The organism is Klebsiella sp. 10-1, from assembly GCF_009758445.1.
GTDB classification, from domain to species: domain Bacteria; phylum Pseudomonadota; class Gammaproteobacteria; order Enterobacterales; family Enterobacteriaceae; genus Klebsiella; species Klebsiella scottii.
The window spans coordinates 985,259-1,005,998 of record NZ_WQRE01000001.1 but is presented as its reverse complement, the minus strand read 5'-3'; the positions used below and the strand labels follow the sequence as shown (position 1 = coordinate 1,005,998).

Annotated in this window: 18 protein-coding genes; 12 read left to right on the top strand and 6 right to left on the bottom strand. The window is 58.8% G+C overall.

The annotated features are described in order from the left end of the window. Window positions 1-38: 38 nt before the first annotated feature. On the bottom strand, window positions 39-398 hold the full coding sequence (locus tag GO007_RS04750) for a winged helix-turn-helix transcriptional regulator (protein WP_095096204.1): 360 nt from the start codon (window positions 396-398) through the stop codon (window positions 39-41). A gap of 101 nt (window positions 399-499) precedes the next feature. Here GO007_RS04750 and GO007_RS04745 point away from each other — a divergent pair, with 101 nt between their 5' ends. After that, window positions 500-1,249, top strand: a complete 750-nt coding sequence (locus GO007_RS04745; protein ID WP_095096201.1) for an SDR family oxidoreductase — start codon at window positions 500-502, stop codon at window positions 1,247-1,249. Between the two features lie 21 nt (window positions 1,250-1,270). Here GO007_RS04745 and GO007_RS04740 read toward each other — a convergent pair whose 3' ends face one another. Then, the gene (locus GO007_RS04740; RefSeq protein WP_095096198.1) at window positions 1,271-1,495 is read right to left on the bottom strand and encodes a hypothetical protein; all 225 of its coding nucleotides are present in this window, start codon (window positions 1,493-1,495) and stop codon (window positions 1,271-1,273) included. Between the two features lie 227 nt (window positions 1,496-1,722). On the opposite strand from GO007_RS04740, the gene GO007_RS04735 reads away from it, so the two are divergent. Next, window positions 1,723-1,845: a small membrane protein gene (locus GO007_RS04735; RefSeq protein WP_095096195.1), complete on the top strand. Its 123-nt coding sequence runs from the start codon at window positions 1,723-1,725 to the stop codon at window positions 1,843-1,845. Window positions 1,846-1,931: 86 nt separating this feature from the next. Here the strand turns inward: GO007_RS04735 and GO007_RS04730 are convergent, their stop codons facing one another. Together GO007_RS04730 and GO007_RS04725 are read right to left on the bottom strand one after the other, a co-directional pair. Further along, window positions 1,932-3,323 (bottom strand): APC family permease, encoded by a 1,392-nt coding sequence (locus tag GO007_RS04730; protein WP_095096192.1) that lies wholly within the window; start codon window positions 3,321-3,323, stop codon window positions 1,932-1,934. Window positions 3,324-3,677: 354 nt separating this feature from the next. Then, complete coding sequence (locus GO007_RS04725) at window positions 3,678-5,096, bottom strand: glutamine synthetase family protein (protein WP_095096187.1); 1,419 nt, start codon at window positions 5,094-5,096, stop codon at window positions 3,678-3,680. A 224-nt stretch (window positions 5,097-5,320) separates the two neighbouring features. Here GO007_RS04725 and puuD point away from each other — a divergent pair, with 224 nt between their 5' ends. The 5 genes from puuD (at window position 5,321) to puuE (ending at window position 11,045) form a co-directional block, all read left to right on the top strand. Further along, window positions 5,321-6,073, top strand: a complete 753-nt coding sequence (puuD, locus tag GO007_RS04720) for a gamma-glutamyl-gamma-aminobutyrate hydrolase (RefSeq protein ID WP_198389036.1) — start codon at window positions 5,321-5,323, stop codon at window positions 6,071-6,073. 25 nt (window positions 6,074-6,098) lie between these two features. Continuing rightward, the gene (puuR, locus tag GO007_RS04715) at window positions 6,099-6,656 is read left to right on the top strand and encodes an HTH-type transcriptional regulator PuuR (protein ID WP_041144904.1); all 558 of its coding nucleotides are present in this window, start codon (window positions 6,099-6,101) and stop codon (window positions 6,654-6,656) included. 305 nt (window positions 6,657-6,961) lie between these two features. Then, a complete protein-coding gene (gene puuC, locus GO007_RS04710; protein WP_095096181.1) occupies window positions 6,962-8,449 on the top strand; it encodes an aldehyde dehydrogenase PuuC in 1,488 nt (495 codons plus the stop codon). A 2-nt stretch (window positions 8,450-8,451) separates the two neighbouring features. Further along, on the top strand, window positions 8,452-9,732 hold the full coding sequence (locus GO007_RS04705; RefSeq protein ID WP_095096178.1) for an NAD(P)/FAD-dependent oxidoreductase: 1,281 nt from the start codon (window positions 8,452-8,454) through the stop codon (window positions 9,730-9,732). A 47-nt stretch (window positions 9,733-9,779) separates the two neighbouring features. Continuing rightward, complete coding sequence (puuE, locus tag GO007_RS04700) at window positions 9,780-11,045, top strand: 4-aminobutyrate transaminase (protein WP_095096175.1); 1,266 nt, start codon at window positions 9,780-9,782, stop codon at window positions 11,043-11,045. A 29-nt stretch (window positions 11,046-11,074) separates the two neighbouring features. On the opposite strand, the gene GO007_RS04695 is transcribed toward puuE, so the two are convergent. Further along, window positions 11,075-12,028, bottom strand: coding sequence for a LysR substrate-binding domain-containing protein (locus GO007_RS04695; protein WP_189339820.1), 954 nt, complete (start codon window positions 12,026-12,028; stop codon window positions 11,075-11,077). A gap of 82 nt (window positions 12,029-12,110) precedes the next feature. On the opposite strand from GO007_RS04695, the gene GO007_RS04690 reads away from it, so the two are divergent. Next, window positions 12,111-13,196 (top strand): tartrate dehydrogenase, encoded by a 1,086-nt coding sequence (locus GO007_RS04690; protein ID WP_095096170.1) that lies wholly within the window; start codon window positions 12,111-12,113, stop codon window positions 13,194-13,196. A gap of 115 nt (window positions 13,197-13,311) precedes the next feature. Here GO007_RS04690 and ptsP read toward each other — a convergent pair whose 3' ends face one another. After that, on the bottom strand, window positions 13,312-15,813 hold the full coding sequence (gene ptsP / locus GO007_RS04685) for a phosphoenolpyruvate--protein phosphotransferase (protein WP_095096167.1): 2,502 nt from the start codon (window positions 15,811-15,813) through the stop codon (window positions 13,312-13,314). Between the two features lie 309 nt (window positions 15,814-16,122). Here ptsP and GO007_RS04680 point away from each other — a divergent pair, with 309 nt between their 5' ends. Genes GO007_RS04680 through GO007_RS04665 form a run of 4 tightly spaced genes read left to right on the top strand, consistent with a single transcriptional unit; the run spans window position 16,123 to window position 20,727 of the window. Continuing rightward, the gene (locus tag GO007_RS04680; RefSeq protein ID WP_095096164.1) at window positions 16,123-17,199 is read left to right on the top strand and encodes a PTS fructose transporter subunit EIIC; all 1,077 of its coding nucleotides are present in this window, start codon (window positions 16,123-16,125) and stop codon (window positions 17,197-17,199) included. 20 nt (window positions 17,200-17,219) lie between these two features. Next, window positions 17,220-17,540 (top strand): PTS fructose-like transporter subunit IIB, encoded by a 321-nt coding sequence (locus GO007_RS04675; protein ID WP_095096162.1) that lies wholly within the window; start codon window positions 17,220-17,222, stop codon window positions 17,538-17,540. A 48-nt stretch (window positions 17,541-17,588) separates the two neighbouring features. Beyond that, window positions 17,589-19,886 carry a formate C-acetyltransferase gene (locus tag GO007_RS04670; RefSeq protein WP_095096159.1) on the top strand — a complete coding sequence of 766 codons (2,298 nt, stop codon included), beginning with the start codon at window positions 17,589-17,591 and terminating at the stop codon, window positions 19,884-19,886. Further along, window positions 19,852-20,727 (top strand): [formate-C-acetyltransferase]-activating enzyme, encoded by an 876-nt coding sequence (locus GO007_RS04665; protein ID WP_095096157.1) that lies wholly within the window; start codon window positions 19,852-19,854, stop codon window positions 20,725-20,727. The genes GO007_RS04670 and GO007_RS04665 overlap by 35 nt, the downstream gene beginning before the upstream one ends. Window positions 20,728-20,740: the final 13 nt, after the last annotated feature.

The window sequence follows — 20,740 nt, the reverse complement described above, 5'->3', positions numbered from 1 at the left end:
CAGATAACAGCGCGCAAACTGAGGCAGCGGGCATTCTTTTACCGCTTCAGCCGATGGCCGTTGTGGTTCATCCACTCCGCCAGCGGCTGCAGCGCCTCGCGCATCGATAGCCCGAGCTCGGTTATCTGATACTCAACCCGCGGCGGGATCTCCGGATAGACGCAGCGCGACACCAGCCCGCGCTGCTCAAACAGCCGCAGCTGGCGGGTCAGCTCTTTTTGCGTAATGGGGGCGATTGCGCGCAGCAGTTCGCCAAAGCGCACCGGAGTATTCAGCACGATCAGACGATAGAGCACGGGGATCGCCCATTTCCCGGCGATCAGATTAACGAAGCTGGTCATCGGGCAAACCGGTGGTACAAAATTATTTTCCGCAGCCTGCGCCGCTGTTTTCGCCATAGCACACCACTCCCCTCGTTAGTACCCAATTGGTACCTGGTACCTTTTGGATACTAATGCTTTTATAGTGGGATTTCCAGTGAGCGATTGGGAGCACAACGATGGGACGTTTAGCAGGAAAATTGACCTTAATTACCGGTGGAACCAGCGGCATCGGCCTTGCTACGGCGCAGGAATTTATCGCCGAGGGCGCGCAGGTTGCGGTAACCGGCCGCAGCCCTGAGGCGCTTCAACAGGCGCAGGAACTATTGGGGGATCGAGGATGGGCTATCGCCGCCGATGCGGGCGATGCCGCAGACCAGCGTCGGCTCGCGCACGTTCTTGCCAGCCGCTGGCCGCGCCTTGATGCGGTATTCATCAACGCCGGCGACGTCACCCACGCGAATATTGGCGACTGGAGTGAAGAGAGCTGGGATCGGTTGATGAATACCAATCTCAAAGGGCCGTTCTTTTTACTTCAGGCCCTGCTGCCGCTGCTGGCGAACCCCTCTTCGGTGATTCTCTGCGGCTCGGTGAGCGCCCATATCGGCCTGCCGACCAGCAGCGCCTATGCCGCCAGCAAAGCCGGGCTGCTGTCGCTGGCCCGCACCCTGTCGGCGGAGCTGCTGCCGCGCGGCGTTCGCGTTAACGGCCTGAGCCCGGGCCCGGTGCGCACGCCGGCGCTAGATAAGCTCGGCCTCAGCGCGCAGGCGCTGAGCGCCCTGCAGGAGGAGATCAAAAACCTGGTCCCGCTCGGGCGAATGGGCACGCCGCAGGAGCTGGCGAAAGCCGCGCTGTACCTCGCCTCGGACGAGTCCAGCTACGTCGTGGGAACCGAGCTGCTGGTGGATGGCGGCACGGGAAATCTCTAATCTGCCCGGCGGCGGTAGACGTTACTCCGGCAGCGGTACCGCCGCCAGCGTGCAGATAGCCTCATGCTCTCCGCCGCGACGATCGACCATCACCACTTTGTCTCCGGCCTTCTTTCCTTCGCAGGGTTTGAGTACCTGATCGACGATCCGCTCCCGGGTTTGCTGACGTTCGGACTCCGCCTGTGAAGCAAACGAGACCAGGATAAGTGCCAGCCCTGGCAGGCTGACGACATGTTTATTACGCATTCAATATTCTCAGACAATTCGAACTCGCGTGCAGAGTAACAGCCTGAAGGCCGCGCGTCTGTAAAATCACTTAACGGAGTGTTACCCCGCCCGACAAAACAACAGGTTTTCCTGCCGCGTTTGTTAGGTTTTACCGATGAAAGAGTCATATTTCAGACATATCCCGATGCTATCTTAGCCGCGTATTTATAGAGTGCATCGTTTTCAACCAGGACCCAGGATTGTGTATGTCCGGTATTATTCTCCTTCTCGCTGCGGTCATTTTGCTGGGGGTTGCGCTTTACAGTTTGGTGTCATACGTCAAGGAGCGTCGCGCCAGCCAGCTGCCTTTTCACAAGAAGAAAAAATAACCCCCGGTCTGCTATAGAGACGCTATAGCGACAAAAGAAAAGCAGGCATGTTGCCTGCTTTTCTTTATTCAGTTCCCACCTGCGCGCTACGACTCCCAGGCCTGCTCCGCCCTGGCGCCGTCAAACTGCGGCGGCGGCTTACGAAAGCGCCGGGTCAGCCAGGTCAGATAGAGCAGACCGACCGCGGCCCACACCAGGCCCAGCGTCAGGGATGTCGCCTCCAGATTCACCCACAGCACGCCGACCGTCACGGCGCCAATCAGCGGCAGCAGCAGATAGTGGAAACGATCCTTCCAGGTTTTGTTGTAGCCCTTGCGCCGCCAGAAGTGGTTGAACACCGACAGGTTGACAAAGGTAAAGGCCACCAGCGCGCCGAAGTTGATCAGCGCCGTGGCGGTGACCAGGTCGAAGAACAGCGCCGACAGGGCGACAATTCCCACCATAATCACGTTCAGCGCCGGCGTCCGCCATTTCGGGTGGATATAGCCGAAAACGCGCTCCGGGAAGACGTTGTCGCGCCCCATCACGTACAGCAGACGCGAGACGCTGGCGTGTGAAGCCAGCCCCGACGCCAGGGTATTGACGAAGGTGGTGCAGAGGAAAATCGACTGGAACAGCTTGCCGCCGACGTAGAGCGCGATCTCCGGCAGCGCCGCGTCGGGGTCCTTAAAGCGGCTGATATCGGGGAAAAAGAGCTGCATAAAGAACGAGGCGGCGATAAAGATAATGCCGCCGTACATGGCGGTGAGGAAAATCGCCTTCGGGATCACCCGCGCGGCGTCCGGGGTCTCCTCCGACAGCGTGGTCACCGCGTCAAAGCCGAGGAACGAGAAGCAGACGATCGTCGCCCCGGTGATGATCGGGATGAGATGAGCGTTTTGGCTGATAAACGGCTGCAGCGACCAGACGGTTCCCACCCCTTCACCTTTATGCAGCCCCTGCACCACCAGCACGATAAAGACCACCATGATCGAAATCTGCACCAGCACAAACAGGGTATTGAAGTTGGCGACCAGGCTCACGCTCTTCAGGTTCGCGGCGGTGAGGATCGCCACAAACGACACCACCCACACCCACGGCGGGACTTCAGGGAACAGGGCGGAAAGATAAATCTTAGCCAGCAGGACGTTGATCATCGGCAGGAACAGGTAGTCCAACAGCGACGACCAGCCGACCATAAAGCCGACGTGGGGGCTGATTGATTTTTGCGCGTAGGTATACGCCGACCCCGCTTCCGGGAACTGGCGCACCAGCTTGCCGTAGCTGATGGCGGTAAACAGCACCCCCGCCAGCGCCAGCAGGTAGGAGGCGGGGACGTGGCCGTTGCTGATGCCGGAGACGATGCCGAAGGTATCGAACACCGTCATCGGCGTCAGATAGGCGAGGCCCATCATCACCACCTGCCAGAGCTTGAGCGACTTGCGCAGCCGAGGCTTTCCCGCCTCGGATGAGATGTTAAGAGAAGTATTAGCAGCCATGACCGTTTCCCCCCATGCACGCGTAGGTTTGTGGGTACACTGACCGGGTTACAAACCTGCTTAGCAAGGGGGTTAAGCGTAAACAACAGGGTAAAACGTACCGGCGAACGGCGGCGGGTTCACATTCATAGCGGCCCTCATGGCCCCCTTCTCCCTGCGGATATTTGAACATCTGCATCATCTCCTACCTCGTCACACACTGTGTCGTTAACTGAAGCCCCGTTGTCGCCTGCGCTCCTTAACGCGACATCCGGGAAGCGGCTGGATCCCCAGCAAAAATATTCGGCCAGGCTCCGCTCAGGCCGTATGATGCTACCGATGGTTCTCACCCGTTGGCCCCTTACGGGGCGGCGATCAGGCGTTTTTCAACATCCACTCAATCTCTGTTTCGGTGATCAGGCGCTCAAACTGCAGCAGCTCATCATGCTTGCAGGCATGGTAAACGTGGCAGAAGCGCTCGCCGAGCAGCTCTCTCAGGGAGTCGTTTTGCATAAATTCCCATAGCGCATCGCTTTGGCGAATCGGGAACGGCAGCCCCTCCTGCTCAAGCCCGTTGCCCTCCACCTCTTCCTGAAGCGGCAGCGTATTGTCCAGCCCGTGTAAAATCCCGGCAAAGATTGCCGCCATCACCAGATACGGGTTGGCATCCGCCCCCGCGACCCGATACTCGACGCGGTGGTTATGGCGATCGCCGCAGGGAATGCGCAGCGCCACGGTGCGGTTGTTGTGTCCCCACGATGCCTGGGTTGGGACATACATTCCCGGCTGGAAGCGACGGTACGAGTTAACGTTCGGCGCCAGCAGCGCCATCGACGCCGGCATCAGGTCAATCATCCCGGCCAGCGCGCGCTTGAGCAGTGCGGAATCTTCGCCCTGCGCGTCCGCCAGCACGTTTTCACCCTTATTGTTCTGCATGCTGATATGGATATGCATCCCGCTACCGGCGTGCTCTTCATAAGGCTTCGCCATAAAAGTGGCGTGCATCTTATGCTTCTCCGCCATTAAACGCACGAGGCGTTTTAACGCCAGCGCATCATCGCAGGCATCGAGCACGTTATCGGTATGGTAAAGGTTGATTTCAAACTGTCCGGGCGAGGCTTCCGCTACCGCGCCATCGGCGGGGATCAGCTGCAGCTGGGCCAGCTCGTCGATATCATTCAGCACGTCGGCGAAGTGGTTGAGGTTATCAACGGAGTAAACCTGGCTTTGGGTGTTGCGCACGTCGGTGCCCGGCGCGCAGGGCGGCTGGAGATAGCCTTCGGCATCACGCTTGCGATCGAGTAAATAGAACTCCAGCTCTACCGCTACCACGGGGAACAGCCCGCGCTGGCGCAGCTGCTGCCAGAGACGGTTAAGTACGTTCCGCGGCTCAACGTCAAAGGGAGCGCCATCTTCATCAACCATAGTCAGCAGCACCTGGCCGATGTATTGCGGATCGGCGGCGGAAGGCGTTAAGGTGCCCGGCACCGGCACGCAGGTGCAGTCCGGCTCGCCCATGTCCTGGCCGAGACCCGCCTCTTCAACCACGTTACCCAGAATGTCCATCGCAAAAACCGAAGCCGGGAAGTAGCAGCCTTTCTCCAGTTTACTCAGGCTGGAAACCGGGATGCGCTTGCCGCGGAAGCAGCCGTTAAGGTCGGTTAACAGCACATCGACGTACTGGGTATCAGGGTAACGTTCAAGGTAGCGCTTTACTTCAGAAGCAAATGCGCTGCCCCGTCTCTCTTCTGACTGCTGAACAAAATTCTCAACTTCTACGATATTGGTTTCCATCATTCACCGCCGTTGTGTTGGTTTCGGACTTCGGCCTGCTGCCGTTAAATATAATGTCCACCATTCGAATGTGTATGCAAACAAAATGTTTGTCAAATGTTAAATTAAGTTTGCAAACGGCTATTCTCGCTGCTAGATTGAGAAAATATTGAACGATATGGCCTTTTAACACCCTAAATGGTCATAATTTAGTCCACTTTGTGAGGGCGATCATGGAAAATATAATGTACAGGCCGGTTATTGGCGTCGTGATGTGCAGGAACAGGCTCAAGGGTCATCAGACCCAGACCCTGCAAGAAAAGTACCTGAATGCGATTATTAACGCCGGTGGGCTGCCGATTGCCCTGCCGCACGCGCTGGCCGAGCCGGAACTGCTGGCCGCGCTGTTACCCAAACTGGACGGAATCTATCTGCCAGGCAGCCCCAGCAACGTCCAGCCGCACCTTTATGGTGAAAACGGCGATGAGCCTGACGCCGATCCCGGGCGTGATCTTCTGAGCATGGCATTAATTGCCGCCGCACTCGAAAGGCGCATCCCCATTTTCGCCATCTGCCGTGGGTTGCAGGAACTGGTTGTCGCCACCGGCGGGACTCTGTATCGTCGTCTTTTCGAGCAGCCGGAACTGCTTGAACATCGCGAAGACCCCGAGCTTCCGGTAGAGCAGCAGTACGCTCCCTCTCACGAAGTTCAGGTTCAGGAAGGAGGATTACTTTCTCAGTTAATACCGGGCTGCAACACGTTTTGGGTAAACTCGCTACACGGGCAGGGAGCAAAAACATTAGGCCCACGTCTGCGCGTGGAGGCCCGCTCTTCGGACGGGCTGGCGGAAGCGGTCAGCGTTAACGACCACCCTTTCGCGCTGGGCGTACAGTGGCATCCTGAATGGAACAGTAGCGAATACGCCCTGTCGCGTATGTTGTTTGAAGGTTTTATCACCGCCTGTCAGAACCACATTGCTGAAAAGCAGCGGCTCTGACCACTACAGTTAAGGAAATGCAAATATGAGCGATGACGGACTGGCGCCAGGGAAACGTCTGTCAGCGATCCGCCAACAGCTGGGTCTCTCACAACGTCGTGCCGCCGAACTGTCTGGGTTAACACATAGTGCCATCAGTACCATAGAGCAGGATAAAGTCAGTCCTGCCATCAGTACGCTGCAAAAGCTGCTGAAAGTCTATGGGCTGTCGCTCTCGGAATTCTTTTCTGAACCAGAAAAACCTGATGAACCGCAGGTGGTTATTAATCAGGATGACCTTATTGAAATGGGCAGTCAGGGCGTTTCGATGAAGCTGGTTCACAACGGAAATCCGAACCGTACGCTGGCGATGATTTTTGAAACTTACCAGCCTGGAACCACGACCGGGGAGAGGATCAAACATCAGGGTGAGGAAATAGGCACCGTACTGGAAGGTGAGGTTGTGCTGATTGTTAACGGTCAGTCGTATCACCTGGTTGCCGGGCAAAGCTATGCCATTAATACCGGCATACCGCACAGCTTCAGCAACACTTCGGCAGGTATTTGCCGAATTATCAGTGCCCATACCCCCACCACGTTCTAATTTTAGCCTGAGCTGGTTTCAGGTATTCTTCAGGCCCGCGCCGGCGGCTGAAATATTTCCGCCGGCGCGCAGAGTACGCAAATAATCTATTTGCGCAGCGCGGAAATATAACTCTCCGCCGGCCTTAATAATACGCGCAAATAAAATAGCGCTTAACGGTATCTGACTCCGGGGACCGCCTATATCTCAAGGCTTCGGCTTGAGGTATGACGCAATCCGTCCCGCGCTGTCTGAAAATACCTAATATTATTATCCGATTACTTTATGAATACTCTTACCCGCTTATATTATGATGGAGTCTATATATGGATTTTCAGCATCTGACCTACTGGCAGGAACAAGCAAATAGCCTGCAACCGGAGACCCGGCTATTTATTAACGGGGAATATTGCGCCGCCGCCGATAATAGCACCTTTGAAACCATCGACCCCGCCGCTCAGCAAACGCTGGCCCACGTGGCGCGCGGTAAAAAAGCCGACGTCGATCGCGCCGTTCAGGCAGCGCGCGACGTTTTCGATCGCGGCGACTGGTCCCAGGCCTCGCCGGCCCGGCGTAAGGCGGTGCTGCATAAATTCGCCGACCTGATGGAAACCCATCGCGAAGAGCTGGCGCTGCTGGAAACCCTCGACACCGGCAAACCGATTCGCCACAGCCTGCGCGATGATATCCCCGGCGCGGCGCGGGCGATCCGCTGGTACGCCGAGGCTATCGATAAGGTCTATGGCGAAGTTGCCCCGACCGGGACGAACGAGCTGGCGCTGATCGTCCGCGAACCGATTGGCGTCGTCGCCGCGGTTGTGCCGTGGAACTTCCCTCTGCTGCTGGCCTGCTGGAAGCTGGGCCCGGCGCTGGCGGCCGGCAACAGCCTGATCCTTAAGCCGTCAGAAAAATCACCGCTCAGCGCGCTGCGTCTTGCCGGGCTGGCGAAAGAGGCCGGGCTGCCGGACGGCGTGCTCAACGTCATCAGCGGCTACGGCCACGAGGCGGGCCAGGCCCTCTCCCTGCATCCGGATGTAGAAGTCATTACCTTTACCGGCTCGACCCGCACCGGCAAGCAGCTGTTAAAAGATGCCGGCGACAGCAATATGAAACGCGTGTGGCTGGAGGCCGGCGGCAAAAGCGCCAATATCGTCTTTGCCGACTGCCCTGACCTGCAGAAAGCGGTGGACGCCACCGCCGGCGGCATCTTCTATAACCAGGGCCAGGTGTGCATTGCCGGCACCCGTCTGCTGGTCGAAGACAGCATCGCCGACGAGTTTCTTGCCCGCCTGCAGGAGCAGGCAAGCCGCTGGCAGCCGGGCAACCCGCTCGATCCGAACACCACGATGGGCATGCTTATCGATAACGCCCACGCCGATAGCGTTCACAGCTTTATTCGCGCCGGGGAGAGTAAAAGCACCCTGCTGCTCGACGGGCGCAAAAACCCGTGGCCGGCGGCCATTGGCCCGACCATTTTTGTCGACGTCGATCCCGCCTCGACCATTAGCCGGGAAGAGATTTTCGGCCCGGTACTGGTGGTGACCCGCTTTAAAAGCGAGGAACAGGCGCTGCGGCTGGCCAACGACAGCAGCTACGGCCTCGGCGCTGCGGTATGGACCCGCGACCTCTCCCGCGCCCACCGCCTGAGCCGCCGCCTGAAAGCCGGCTCGGTCTTCGTCAACAACTATAACGATGGCGATATGACCGTACCTTTTGGCGGCTACAAGCAGAGCGGAAACGGACGCGATAAATCCCTGCATGCGCTGGAAAAATTCACCGAACTGAAAACCATCTGGATTGCTCTGGAGTCTTAATCATGACCGAACATACCACCAGCTATTACGCCGCCAGCGCCAACGCCTACGAGCCGTTCCCGACGCTGGATGAATCCATCAGCTGCGACGTCTGCGTCGTCGGCGGCGGCTATACCGGCCTCTCTTCGGCCCTGCATCTTGCGGAAATGGGCTACGACGTGGTGCTGCTGGAAGGCGCGCGCATCGGCTTCGGCGCCAGCGGCCGCAACGGCGGCCAGCTGGTTAACTCCTACAGCCGCGATATCGACGTGATTGAACGCACCTACGGCCCGGATGCGGCAAAAATGCTGGGCAGCATGATGTTTGAAGGCGGCGATATTATCCGCGAACGCATCGAGCGCTATCAGATTGCCTGCGACTACCGCCCCGGCGGCCTGTTTGTGGCGATGAACCATAAGCAGCTGGAGACGCTGGAGGAGCAAAAAGAGAACTGGGAGCGCTACGGCAATACCCAGCTGGAGCTGCTGGACGCCGCCGCTATCCGCCGCGAAGTCAACAGCGATCGCTACACCGGCGCGCTGCTCGATCGTAGCGGCGGTCATATTCATCCCCTGAATCTGGCCATCGGCGAAGCGGACGCTATCCGCCTCAACGGCGGCCGGGTGTACGAGCAGTCGCCGGTCACGCAGATCCAGCACACCAGCCCGGCGGTGGTCAGCACCGCCCGCGGCCAGGTCACCGCGCGCTACGTTATTGTCGCCGGTAACGCCTATCTGGGCGATAAGCTCGAGCCGGAACTGGCGAAGCGCAGCATGCCCTGCGGCACCCAGGTGGTCACCACCGAGCCGCTCTCTGCTGAGGTCGCGCGCTCGCTGATCCCGCAGAACTACTGCGTAGAGGACTGCAACTACCTGCTGGATTACTACCGCTTAACCGGCGATAACCGCCTGCTCTACGGCGGCGGCGTGGTGTACGGCGCCCGCGACCCTGACGACGTCGAGCGTCTGATTATGCCCAAGCTGCTGAAAACCTTCCCTCAGCTGAAGGGGGTGAAGATCGACTATCGCTGGACCGGCAACTTCCTGCTGACCCTGTCGCGGATGCCGCAGTTCGGCCGTCTCGATAAGAACATTTATTACATGCAGGGCTACAGCGGCCACGGCGTCACCTGTACGCATCTCGCCGGCAGGCTGATTTCCGAGCTTCTGCGCGGCGATGCCGAGCGCTTCGACGCCTTTGCCAAACTGCCGCACTACCCGTTCCCGGGCGGACGCAGCTTGCGCATTCCGTTTACCGCGATGGGCGCCGCCTACTACAGCCTGCGCGATCGCCTCGGGGTTTAAGCCTCCGAGCCGGTCAACGTCATCAACTTTGCTAAAAGGTGTTAAACATGAGCAACAGCGAATTTCATCAGCGTCGTCTTTCAGCGACCCCGCGCGGCGTGGGCGTGATGTGCAACTTCTTTGCCCAATCGGCGCAAAACGCCACCCTGACCGATGTCGAAGGTCGGGATTACATCGACTTTGCCGCCGGGATCGCCGTGCTGAATACCGGGCATCGTCACCCGGAGCTGGTCGCCGCCGTACAGCAGCAGCTGCAGCTGTTTACCCATACCGCCTACCAGATTGTGCCCTACGAGAGCTACGTCGCGCTGGCCGAGAAGCTTAACGAGCTGGCGCCGGTGCGCGGTCCGGCCAAAACCGCCTTCTTTTCTACCGGCGCCGAAGCGGTAGAAAACGCGATTAAAATTGCCCGCGCCCATACCGGACGTCCCGGGGTGATCGCCTTTGGCGGCGGCTTCCACGGCCGTACCTACATGACGATGGCGCTGACCGGTAAAGTTGCCCCCTATAAGCTGGGCTTTGGGCCGTTCCCCGGCTCCGTCTACCACGTCCCCTATCCGTCGGCCCTACACGGCATTACCACTCAGGATGCGATGACCGCCATCGAACGTCTGTTCAAGGCCGATATTGAAGCCAAACAGGTGGCGGCGATTATTTTTGAACCGGTACAGGGTGAAGGCGGTTTTAACGTCGCGCCTAAAGAGCTGGTCGCCGCCGTTCGCCGCCTCTGCGACGAGCACGGCATCGTGATGATCGCCGATGAGGTGCAGAGCGGATTTGCCCGTACCGGTAAGCTGTTCGCGATGGATCACTATGCCGACAAGCCGGATCTGATGACCATGGCGAAGAGCCTGGCGGGCGGAATGCCGCTCTCCGGGGTGGTCGGCAACGCGCAGATTATGGACGCTCCGGCGCCAGGCGGATTAGGCGGCACCTATGCCGGTAACCCGCTGGCGGTGGCCGCCGCCCACGCGGTGCTTAACATTATTGATAAAGAAGCGCTGTGCGCGCGCGCGCAGTCCCTCGGCGAGCGCCTGATTTCGACCCTGGAAGAGGCTAAAGCCTGGTGTCCGGGGCTGGCTGAAGTGCGCGGCGTGGGTTCGATGATTGCCGCCGAGTTCGTTGACCCGGCAAGCGGCGAACCTTCGGCGGCGCTGGCGCAGGAGATCCAGCGCCGGGCGCTGGAGCATGGCCTGCTGCTGCTGACCTGCGGCCAGTACGGCAACGTGATCCGTTTCCTCTATCCGCTCACCATCCCTGACGCGCAGTTCGCCGGCGCGCTGGCCATTTTGCAAAAGGTGACACGCCCGTAACGCCCTCGGCCGGCGGCCAACGCCGTCGGCTATTTCACCTCGTCGCTGACGATACGCTGCTGCGGATAGTGCTGCTGGAAATAGTGGCGCAAAAACTCCACGGTAGTGCGAATTTTAGCTGAGGTCGCCAGCCGCGACACGTATACCGCCCAGACGTTGGCGGGCTGGTAATAGTCCGGCAGCACGTGAACCAGATGGCCGCTGGCGATATTTTCACCCACATCCCACCATGAACGTAAAGCGATCCCCTGGCCGTCAAGACACCACTGATGCACAATTTCGCCGTGGTTCGACGACAGCGGGCCGGTGACCTTAATCGCCCGTTCGCCCTCTTTACCCTGCAGCTGCCACACGCCGAAGGGCCGGTCGCGCTCTTTAATCACCAGGCACGGTAGGGTCGCCAGATCGCAAAGCTGTTTCGGCTGCGGGTGGCGCGCCAGGAAGGTCGGCGAGGCGCAGAGAATGCGCCGATTGCTCACCAGCCTGCGGGCAATCAGATTCGGGTCAATATCGTCCCCCACCCGAATATCTAAATCCACCCCTTCGCTGACCAGATCCACCAGCCGGTCTTCAACATCGAAGCGCAGCTCCAGCTGGGGATACTGCCGGGAGAGCGCCGCCAGCGCGGGAGCCACCACCCGCCGGCCGAAGCCAAAGCTGCTGATAATACGCAGCGTACCCTGCGGAACCTGACGAACGTCGGAGAGCTCATCCAGCATCTGATCCACATCCTGCAAAATGCGCTGCGCCCATTCGTAGATGCGCTCGCCCTCTTCGGTGATGGCGACACGCCGCGTGGTGCGGTGCAAGAGCGCCACGTGCAGGGTCTGTTCAAGCAGCGAGATTCGCTTGCTGACGAAGGCCGGAGAGACGCCCAGCTCTTCGGCGGCGGCGGCAAAACCGGCGCGGCGGGCAACCAGCATAAACACGCGTAAATCATTTAGCAGCGGCAGATTGTTCATGATCTGTGTTTTATGTTTCACCAGTTAGCATGATTAATTATGAAGCAGTCAATTATAGGATCGAGGAGAAGTCAATTTCGCCCGCTAATAAGTGAGAACCCGTATGAAGAAAACCTGGCGCATTGCCGCTATTCCCGGCGACGGTATTGGTAAGGAAGTTCTGCCTGAAGGTATTCGCGTACTCCAGGCCGCGGCCGAACGCTGGGATCTGGCGCTCAGCTTTGAACAGATTGAATGGGCGAGCTGCGAATATTATGCCCGCCACGGCAAAATGATGCCGGACGACTGGCATGCCCGGCTCAAAGAGTTCGACGCCATCTATTTCGGCGCCGTCGGCTGGCCCGATACCGTGCCGGATCACGTCTCCCTGTGGGGATCGCTGCTGAAGTTTCGCCGCGAGTTCGACCAGTACGTCAACCTGCGCCCGGTGCGCCTGTTCGCCGGCGTCCCCTGCCCGCTGGCGGGGAAAAAGGCCGGTGACATCGACTTCTACGTGGTGCGTGAGAATACCGAAGGCGAGTATTCGGCCCTCGGCGGGCGCGTGAATCCAGGCACCGAGCACGAGGTGGTGATCCAGGAGTCGGTGTTCACCCGCCGCGGCGTCGATCGCATTCTGCGCTACGCCTTTGAGCTGGCGCAGAGCCGGCCGCGCAGAACCCTGACCTCGGCGACCAAGTCCAACGGTCTGGCCATCAGCATGCCTTACTGGGACGAGCGGGTTGAGGCGATGGCGCAGGGCTACCCGGAGATCCGCTGGGACAAGCAGCATATCGACATTCTCTGCGCCCGCTTCGTGCTGCAGCCCGAGCGCTTTGACGTGGTGGTCGCTTCCAATCTGTTCGGCGATATTCTCTCCGATCTCGGCCCGGCCTGTACCGGCACCATCGGTATCGCCCCTTCGGCAAACCTCAACCCCGAGCGCACCTTCCCGTCGCTATTTGAGCCGGTCCACGGCTCGGCGCCGGATATTTATGGCAAAAATATCGCCAACCCGATAGCGACTATCTGGGCCGGGGCGATGATGCTTGATTTCCTCGGGGCGGGCGACGAGCGCTACGAAGCGGCACATAACGGTATTCTGGCAGCGATTGAGCAGGTTATCGCCAGCGGGCCAAAAACGCCGGATATGCAGGGCGCGGCCTCGACTCAGCAGGTCAGCGAGGCCATTTGTCAGGCCATTCTGCGTTAAGAGCAGCAGATAAAATAGATGCCGCGTCGCTGACGCGGCCTGTCCCTCGAAGACGCCGGGCTCTGGCATCTGCTTTTTTCCGTTCCCTACCCGGGACCGCAGAGTCCGTAGCGCTTTACAGTTCGAGTTCGCGGTGTAGCAGTTCAGCAATAGCTTCGCTGCTCTGCGCCGTGACCAGCGAGTTTCTGAACGCTTCATGCATAATGCGCCGCGCCAGACGGGAGAAAATTCGCATATGCTGGTCGCCGGCGGCGTGCTTATTCAGCGTCAGCATAATGACAAACTGCACCTCGTCCTCTCCCCACGCCACCGGCTCAGCCAGACGGGCAACGCTGATGGTGGATTGTTCGATATGTTCCGACTTGCTGTGCGGAATGGCGAAACTGAAGCCCAACCCGGTGGAGAACACCGCCTCCCGCGCCCAGAGATCGGCCTCCAGCTTGCGCGGATACCGGCAGCGGCCCGCCAGCAGAAGGTTGTCAGTCATGCCTTTAATCACCTCCTCTTTGCTGCGCCAGTCGCTGTTCAGGGTGATGCATTGGCTGGCGATCAGCGGGGCGTCCTGCTGGGTCATACGGAACTGGGCCAGCAGATGCTCCACTTCCAGCGAGGTTCGGCACTGCATCGCCTGGTTCAGCAGCTGGCGACACGCCCGGCTGTCGAGCTGCGCCAGGCGCGATTTAGCTGCCGGAATTGACGGCGAGCTCATGCTCAGCTCATCCATTCCGAGGCCGACCAGCAGCGGCAAAACGGAGCCCTTCGCGCCTAGCTCGCCGCAAAGACCGATCCACTTTCCCTGGCGATGCACGGCCTGAACCGCGTAGTCCAGAGCGCGTAAAAAAGCGGGGTTGAGGCTGTTATAGTGGCGCGTCACCTTCGCGTTATCGCGGTCTACCGCCAGCAAATATTGCGTCAGGTCATTACTCCCGATACTAAAGAAATCGACCTCTTCGCAGCACTGATCGATGATAAACATCACCGACGGCACCTCCAGCATGATGCCGAGCGGGATCTTCTCATCAAACGGGATATGCTCGTCGCGCAGCGATTGCCTGGCTTCCGCCAGCCGATCTTTCACCCATAGAATCTCCTCCATCGACGAAATCATCGGGATCATGATTTTCAGCGAACCGTGCGCGGAGGCGCGCAGAATGGCCCTGAGCTGGGTATGAAACAGCGCCTGATACTCTTCATAAATCCGCACCGCGCGGTAGCCGAGGAACGGATTGTTTTCAGCCGGAATATTCAGATAGGGCACCGGCTTATCTCCGCCGATATCCATCGTGCGGATGATAATGCTGCGCCCACAGGCCGGCTCCAGCGCCTGGCAGAAAATATTATAGAGCTCGGACTCGGACGGCGCGCCGGGCCGGTCCATATACAGCATTTCGGTGCGGAACAAACCTACCGATTGCGCCCCGTTATTGAATGCCACAGCGGCTTCAACGGAGTGCGCGATATTTGCCGCCACCTCCAGACGCAGGCCGTCTTTGGTCTGCCCTTCCTTATCCAGCCACGCCTGCTGCTGGCTATGCACCTGCGCCTGAACCCAGGCCTCCTGCTGATAATAGCGCGCGACCGCCTCATCGGGATTGACCACCAGCAGCCCGGCGTTGCCGTCGATATGCACCGCCTGGCCGACCCAGGGGAGCAGCGCGTCCATATCGACGCCAACCAGCGTGGGAATATTAAACGAACGCGCCAGAATCACGGTATGCGAGGTGGTCCCGCCGCTGCGCAGCAGCAGGCCTTTGAGCAGGGTCTTGTCCAGTTCAAGAAACTGGCCGGGCGTTAGCTCTTCTGCCAGACAAACAGACGGCGCGTTGAGCTGACCCGGCGCCGAAAAACGGGCCTCGCCGTAGATATGCTGCAGCAGCTGAAAGCAGATATCGCGGACGTCGAGCACCCTTTCCTGCAGGTAGCTATTCGCGGATTCGCTAAACCGGGAGCAGAAGTGCTCGCCGCTGGCGACAACCGCCTGCGCGCAGCTCAATCCGCCAAGCAGCCCGTCGAGCAGATGCTGGCGCAAGGAGGCATCGGTCGCCAGAGAACGATGCGCTTCAAGGATGGCGCCGGCGGTACCGTCGTTGTCCAGCAGGCGGAATTCGATATTCCTGACCAGGAGCAGCAATCCCTTATCCAGCAGCGCCTGCTCCTCTTCGATACTGCCGGCAGCGGGCAGCGGCCCGAGGTCGCTAAGCTCAAGGGATTTCAGATGACTGAGCCTGCCTCCCGCGCTCCCTCCACAGACGGGCTGGCCGCGAAAGAGCGTCGGGTTGAGGCGGGAAAGCGATTCAGGGACCGGCTGCACGTCCATGCTGTTTACCATTGCCAGCGGCGCATCACAGTGCGGAAACTCCTCCACAATAAACGTCGACAGCGCGGCAAACGCCTGCTGCTCGTCATCGCCGCAGATGATTAACTGGCACTCGTCCCCCTTAATCGTATCGGTACCGATGATCGCCAGCGCGCTTTTCGCATTCCCGCGCCTTCCGCTGCGCGTATTCAGCCAGTCGACGGTGGACGAAAAGGTATTACAGCGCGTTTCGACCAGACTGGCCGGGCGGGCGTGAACGCCATTCGACAAATCGCATATGAATTTAATGACCAGAGCCATCGCCTTTCTCCTGAGCAATACGTTAGTTACCCAAAAGGTAAAGAAAGAACCCTGACGGCACTACGCGAAATAACTCTTAATTACTGGACTATTGTACACAGCATTCTTTTTCATGCCCGCGGTCACAAATGCGGCGTATAAATTGGTTTTATACCCGCCAGCGCTAAGATTTGAGGTGGATCGCAATTTTATTCTCACCTTACAAATATCCAGTAAATGCACTTTTTCTCTTCTATTTTCTGTACCGCCATTTTCCTACTGTTGAGACATCAATACCGTCACGAGCGAGAGCACGCTCAGGAGCAAGCAATGAACGAACTGGTGCAAATACTAAAAAATACACGCCAGCATCTCATGACCGGCGTTTCACATATGATCCCCTTCGTGGTCTCCGGCGGCATCCTGCTCGCCATCTCCGTCATGCTGTACGGCAAGGGCGCGGTCCCGGATGTCGCGACCGATCCGAATCTGAAAAAACTGTTTGATATTGGCGTCGCCGGTTTGACGCTGATGGTGCCCTTCCTGGCGGCGTATATCGGCTACTCCATTGCGGACCGCGCGGCTCTGGCGCCCTGCGCCATCGGGGCGTGGGTAGGCAACAGCTTTGGCGCCGGCTTCTTTGGCGCGCTGATCGCCGGGATGATCGGCGGTCTGGTGGTCTATTACCTCAAGAAGATCCCGGTCCACAAGGTGCTGCGCTCGGTGATGCCCATTTTTGTCATCCCGATCGTCGGCACCTTTATTACCGCCGGGATCATGATGTGGGGTTTAGGCGAGCCCGTCGGTGCGCTAACCGCCAGCCTCACCGGATGGCTCCAGGGAATGCGCGAGGGCAGTATTGTCCTGCTCGCCATCATTATGGGCCTGATGCTGGCCTTCGACATGGGCGGCCCGGTGAATAAAGTGGCTTACGCCTTTATGCTGATTTGCGTCTCCCAGGGCATTTACAGCGTCGTAGCGATTGCCGCCGTCGGTATCGCCGTTCCGCCGCTTGGCATGGGGCTGGCAACGCTTGTCGGCCGCAAATATTTCAGCGCCGAAGAGCGTGAGACCGGCAAAGCCGCGCTGGTGATGGGCTGCGTAGGCGTCTCCGAAGGCGCCATCCCCTTTGCCGCCGCCGACCCGCTGCGGGTGATCCCCTCAATTATGATTGGCGCCGCCAGCGGCTGCGTCACCACCGCCCTGCTCGGCGTGCAGTGCTATGCCGGCTGGGGCGGGCTAATCGTGCTGCCGGTCGTGCAGGGTAAAGGCGGATTTATCGCTGGCCTGCTGGTCGGCGCATGCGTCGCCGCCGCCTGCGTCATTACTCTTAAAGCGCTGACAAAAAAGAAAACGCCGGCCGCTAAAGCCGATGACGAGCTGGATCTTGATTTCGAAATTAACTGAGAAGCAGAGAGGATAATTCTATGACCCACATTATTGCCGTCACCGCCTGCCCGTCGGGAGTAGCGCATACCTATATGGCCGCCGAGTCGCTGGAGAGCGCCGCCAAAGCGAAAGGCTGGCAGATAAAAGTCGAGACCCAGGGCTCTATCGGGATCGAAAACGAACTGACGGCGGAGGATGTCGCCCGCGCCGATATGGTCATCCTGACCAAGGATATCGGCATCAAGTTTGAAGAGCGTTTTTCCGGTAAAACCATCGTCCGCGTCAATATCAGCGATGCGGTGAAACGCGCGGAGGCCATCATGCAAAAAATCGACGGCCATCTTGCACAGAAAGCCTGAACAGAGCGGAGCGCCCTGGCGCTCCGCCGGACTAACATGGAGTTTGTCATGACGAATCGTACTCAACGCTTAAAAGACAGTTTGTTCGCCCAGCCGCGGGAGATCTCGCTTGAGCGGGCGCTGCTGTATACCGCAAGCCACAAACAGACGGCGGGTGAGCCGGTGCTATTACGCCGGGCGAAAGCCACCGCGTGGATCCTTGACCATGTGCAGATCTCGATTCGTGAGGATGAACTCATTGTGGGCAACCGCACGGTCAAGCCGCGAGCCGGGATCGTCTCCCCGGAAATGGACCCTTACTGGTTACTGAACGAACTGGACAGCTTCGCCTCTCGCCCCCAGGATCGTTTTGTCATTAGCGAAGAAGATAAACGCATTTACCGCGAAGCGCTGTTTCCTTACTGGGAAAAGCGCTCGATGAAAGACTTTATTAACGCCCGGATGACCGATGAGGTCAAAGCGGCCGTCAGCACCCAGATTTTCAGCGTCAACCAGACCGATAAGGGCCAGGGCCATATCATTATCGACTACCCCCGGCTGCTCAATAATGGCCTCGCGGCCCTGGTTGCAGAACTACGGGCGGCAGCCGAAAGCGCGCCAGGCAACCACTTCTATCAGGCCGCGCTGATTCTGCTGGAGGCCTCGCAGCGGCACATTCTGCGCTATGCGCTGCTGGCCGAGGAGATGGCCGCCGCCTGCAGCGACGCTAAGCGGCGTCAGGAGCTCGCCGCAATCGCCGCGATCTCCCGGCATAACGCGGTTCATCGCCCGGAGGATTTCTACCAGGCCTGTCAGCTGTTCTGGCATATGAATATTATTTTGCAGCATGAATCTAACGCCAGCTCCCTCTCGCTGGGTCGCATCGACCAGTACATGCTGCCGTTCTATCAGACATCGTTAAATCGGGGCCAGGACCCGGCTTTCCTGCAGGAGCTGCTGGAGTCATTGTGGGTCAAGTGCAACGATATCGTCCTGCTGCGCTCGTCAAGCAGCGCTCGCTATTTTGCCGGCTTCCCGACCGGCTATACCGCGTTGCTCGGCGGGCTGAGCGAGACCGGACGCAGCGCGGTGAACGTACTCTCGTTTCTGGCTCTTGATGCGTATCAGAAAGTCCGGCTACCGCAGCCTAATCTTGGCGTCCGCGTCAATGAGCTGATCGACCGTCCGTTCCTGCGCAAGACCGCAGAAACGATCCGTCTGGGTACCGGTATCCCGCAGGTCTTTAATGATGAAGTCGTAATTCCGGCGTTTTTGAATCGCGGGGTATCGCTTGAGGATGCTCGCGACTACGCCGTCGTCGGCTGCGTTGAGCTGTCGATCCCCGGGCGAACATACGGGCTGCACGATATTGCGATGTTTAACCTGCTCAAGGTGATGGAGATCGTAATCCTGGAGAATGAAGGCAATCCCGACGTGAGCTGGAACGGGCTGCTCAACCAAATCCGCGAAAAAATTCGCTACTACATCAAGCTGATGATTAACGGCAGCAATATTTGCGATATCGGCCATCGCGACCAGGCGCCGGTTCCCCTGCTGTCCTCTTTTATTCTGGACTGTATTGAACGCGGTAAAGATATCACCGAGGGCGGAGCGCGCTATAACTTCTCCGGCGTGCAGGGCATTGGTATCGCCAACCTCAGCGACTCTTTACATGCGCTCAAGGGAATGGTGTTCGAGCAGCAGCGGATGAGTTTTGATGAGCTCATTCAGGTTCTTAAGGCCAACTTCAAAACTCCGGAAGGGGAAAAGATCCGCGCGCGGCTGATTAACCGTTTTGAAAAATATGGCAATGATATCGATGAAGTCGACAATATCAGCGCCGATTTACTGCGTTTTTACTGTAAAGAAGTCGAGCAGTATCTCAACCCGCGCGGCGGGCATTTCACGCCGGGTTCCTACACCGTCTCAGCGCACGTGCCCCTGGGGTCAGTGGTCGGCGCAACGCCCGACGGTCGTCTGGCCGGCGATCAGCTAGCCGACGGCGGACTTTCGCCAATGGTCGGCCAGGACTCTCAAGGGCCGACGGCGGTACTAAAATCCGTCAGCAAGCTGGATAACTATCTTTTATCCAACGGTACGCTGCTTAACGTGAAGTTTACGCCGGCTACCCTTGCCGGTGACGGCGGCCTCAATAAGCTGGCTGACTTTTTGCAGGCATTCAGCAAGCTCAAGCTTCAGCATATCCAGTTCAACGTGGTCAATGCCGATACCCTGCGCGAAGCGCAGCAGCGTCCCCAGGATTTCGCAGGCCTGGTGGTGCGCGTAGCGGGTTACAGCGCCTTCTTTGTCGAGCTATCAAAGGAGATTCAGGATGACATTATCCACCGCACCGCGCATCAGCTGTGAGGTTCTGGAGACGCGCGCCGATCGGGCGCGCATTTTTAACATCCAGCGCTACTCGCTGAACGATGGCCTGGGGATCAGGACGGTGGTCTTTTTTAAAGGCTGCCCGCACGTCTGTCCGTGGTGCGCCAACCCGGAATCTATCTCCACTAAAATAGAGACCGTACGCCGGGAGAGCAAATGCCTGCGCTGTACGCGCTGCCAGCAGGATGTCGAAGAGTGCCCCTCCGGCGCATGGGAGCAAATCGGCCGCGACGTGACGCTGAATAATTTAGTTAAGGAAGTCCTCAAGGATGACGTTTTCTTTCGCGCCTCCGGCGGCGGCGTCACCCTGTCAGGCGGCGAAGTATTAATGCAGGCCGGGTTTGCAACCCGCTTCCTGCAAACCTTACGCCAGCTGGGAATACGCACGGCGATTGAAACGGCCGGCGACGCGGCGTTCAGCCGCTTTTACCCGCTCGCCAGGCAGTGCGATGAGGTGCTGTTCGATCTGAAAATCATGGATACCGGTCGCGCGCAGGCTCAGCTGCGGATCGATGTACCGCGGGTGCTAGATAATTTCAGCAGGCTGGTGGACAAGCGCATTCGGGTTATTCCCAGGGTACCGCTCATTCCCGGGTATACGCTTAGCGAAGAGAACTTCCGGCAAATCCTGGCGTTTCTGGCGCCATTTAAGCTTCCTGAAATACATCTTCTACCGTTCCATCAATATGGCGAGCCTAAATACGCGCTGCTCGGCAGGAAGTGGTCGATGGCGAAAATTAAGGCCCCGGACGCGTCACAGATTGAGCCATTCAGGATTATGGCTGAGAAAGCGGGTTTTCGCGTCACCATCGGCGGTTAGCGCCTGGAGGAGA

What these genes read in the sequence shown, in the direction of transcription:
- GO007_RS04750 (WP_095096204.1), bottom strand. Translation starts at nt 398, where the DNA reads ATGGCGAAAACAGCGGCGCAGGCTGCGGAAAATAATTTTGTACCACCG.
- GO007_RS04745 (WP_095096201.1), top strand. Translation starts at nt 500, where the DNA reads ATGGGACGTTTAGCAGGAAAATTGACCTTAATTACCGGTGGAACCAGC.
- GO007_RS04740 (WP_095096198.1), bottom strand. Translation starts at nt 1,495, where the DNA reads ATGCGTAATAAACATGTCGTCAGCCTGCCAGGGCTGGCACTTATCCTG.
- GO007_RS04735 (WP_095096195.1), top strand. Translation starts at nt 1,723, where the DNA reads ATGTCCGGTATTATTCTCCTTCTCGCTGCGGTCATTTTGCTGGGGGTT.
- GO007_RS04730 (WP_095096192.1), bottom strand. Translation starts at nt 3,323, where the DNA reads ATGGCTGCTAATACTTCTCTTAACATCTCATCCGAGGCGGGAAAGCCT.
- GO007_RS04725 (WP_095096187.1), bottom strand. Translation starts at nt 5,096, where the DNA reads ATGGAAACCAATATCGTAGAAGTTGAGAATTTTGTTCAGCAGTCAGAA.
- puuD (WP_198389036.1), top strand. Translation starts at nt 5,321, where the DNA reads ATGTACAGGCCGGTTATTGGCGTCGTGATGTGCAGGAACAGGCTCAAG.
- puuR (WP_041144904.1), top strand. Translation starts at nt 6,099, where the DNA reads ATGAGCGATGACGGACTGGCGCCAGGGAAACGTCTGTCAGCGATCCGC.
- puuC (WP_095096181.1), top strand. Translation starts at nt 6,962, where the DNA reads ATGGATTTTCAGCATCTGACCTACTGGCAGGAACAAGCAAATAGCCTG.
- GO007_RS04705 (WP_095096178.1), top strand. Translation starts at nt 8,452, where the DNA reads ATGACCGAACATACCACCAGCTATTACGCCGCCAGCGCCAACGCCTAC.
- puuE (WP_095096175.1), top strand. Translation starts at nt 9,780, where the DNA reads ATGAGCAACAGCGAATTTCATCAGCGTCGTCTTTCAGCGACCCCGCGC.
- GO007_RS04690 (WP_095096170.1), top strand. Translation starts at nt 12,111, where the DNA reads ATGAAGAAAACCTGGCGCATTGCCGCTATTCCCGGCGACGGTATTGGT.
- ptsP (WP_095096167.1), bottom strand. Translation starts at nt 15,813, where the DNA reads ATGGCTCTGGTCATTAAATTCATATGCGATTTGTCGAATGGCGTTCAC.
- GO007_RS04680 (WP_095096164.1), top strand. Translation starts at nt 16,123, where the DNA reads ATGAACGAACTGGTGCAAATACTAAAAAATACACGCCAGCATCTCATG.
- GO007_RS04675 (WP_095096162.1), top strand. Translation starts at nt 17,220, where the DNA reads ATGACCCACATTATTGCCGTCACCGCCTGCCCGTCGGGAGTAGCGCAT.
- GO007_RS04670 (WP_095096159.1), top strand. Translation starts at nt 17,589, where the DNA reads ATGACGAATCGTACTCAACGCTTAAAAGACAGTTTGTTCGCCCAGCCG.
- GO007_RS04665 (WP_095096157.1), top strand. Translation starts at nt 19,852, where the DNA reads ATGACATTATCCACCGCACCGCGCATCAGCTGTGAGGTTCTGGAGACG.